The organism is Actinoplanes sp. NPDC021490 (assembly GCF_055562135.1).
In genome coordinates this window covers 1-1,404 of the sequence record NZ_JBVHFW010000047.1, presented here as the reverse complement: position 1 = coordinate 1,404, position 1,404 = coordinate 1, and the positions used below count along the sequence as shown (strand labels likewise).

The 1,404-nt window shown below is 61.1% G+C and carries 1 protein-coding gene; it reads left to right on the top strand.

Annotated elements, in window-relative coordinates:
• The first annotated feature begins 88 nt into the window (after positions 1-88).
• Complete coding sequence (locus tag ACZ3I4_RS47850) at positions 89-1,369, top strand: IS256 family transposase (RefSeq protein WP_465388845.1); 1,281 nt, start codon at positions 89-91, stop codon at positions 1,367-1,369.
• Positions 1,370-1,404 lie beyond the last annotated feature (35 nt).

Here is a 1,404-nt window from a genome sequence, read left to right as displayed (position 1 = left end):
GGGACTGTGCCACGAACGGTGTTTCTGGCCCGATTCGCCGGATTTCGGTCCGGCGGGATGGGCACTGTGAGTAATGACCGCAGAGATCGTGGACCCACCGAAGAAGGCTGTCCCGAAAGGCCGCTCGCTGTCGCCTGAGCAGGCCGCGGTGGCGGCGATGATGGCCGAGGCCCGGGAACGTGGCCTGGAGCTGACCGGCCCGAACGGGTTGTTGAAGCTTTTCACCAAGAATGTCCTCGAGACGGCGTTGAACGAGGAGATGACCGAGCATCTCGGTCATGAGAAGAACCAGGCCGGTCAGGGTCGCGAGTCGACGAATGTGCGTAACGGCGCCCGGTCGAAGACGGTGGTGTCGGACGCGGCCGGTGAAGTCTCGATTGCTGTTCCCCGCGATCGTGCGGGAACTTTCGAGCCGCACATCGTGAAGAAGCGGCAGCGCCGGCTCGGCGAGGTCGACGAAATGGTGTTGTCGTTGTATGCAAAGGGTTTGACCACGGGAGAGATCTCGGCTCATTTCGCGGAGATCTACGGTGCGTCGATTTCGAAGGAGACCGTCTCGCGGATCACCGACAAAGTGGTGGCCGAGATGACGGAATGGTCGTCACGGCCGTTGGACGCCGTGTACGTCGCGGTGTTCATCGACGCCATCGTCGTCAAGGTCAGGGACGGTCAGGTCGCGAACCGGCCTGTCTACGCGGCTATCGGGGTCACCGTGGACGGCCGTAAGGATGTCCTGGGGCTGTGGGCCGGCACGGGTGGTGAAGGCGCGAAATTCTGGATGAGCGTGCTGGTCGACCTGAAGAACCGGGGCGTTCAAGACGTGTTCTTCCTCGTCTGCGACGGGCTGAAAGGACTTCCCGGAGCGGTCGAGAGCGTGTGGCCGCTGACCACCGTTCAGACCTGCATCATCCATTTGATTCGTAATACATTCCGGTTGACGTCTCGCGCGGACAGCGACGCGATCAAACGAGACATCAAATCGATTTACACGGCGCCGAACGCTGAAGTCGCATCGGCTGCACTCGACGACTTGGAGGAGAAATGGGGAACTAAATACAGGGCAATGATCCGGTTGTGGCGTAACGCGTGGAACGAGTTCATACCGTTCCTCGACTATGACGTCGAGATCCGGACGGTGATCTGCTCGACCAACGCTATCGAATCGTTGAATGCCCGCTACCGTCGTGCAATCCGGGCCCGTGGGCATTTCCCGACCGAACAAGCTGCCATGAAATGCCTGTACCTTGTAACTCGCAGCCTGGACCCCACCGGGGCCGGCCGCACCCGGTGGACGATGCGCTGGAAGCCAGTATTGAACGCCTTCGCCATCACTTTCGGTGACCGCTGGCCGGCCGCCGAGAACTACTGACCGAACGCCAGAAACACCGTTCGCGTTACGGACCC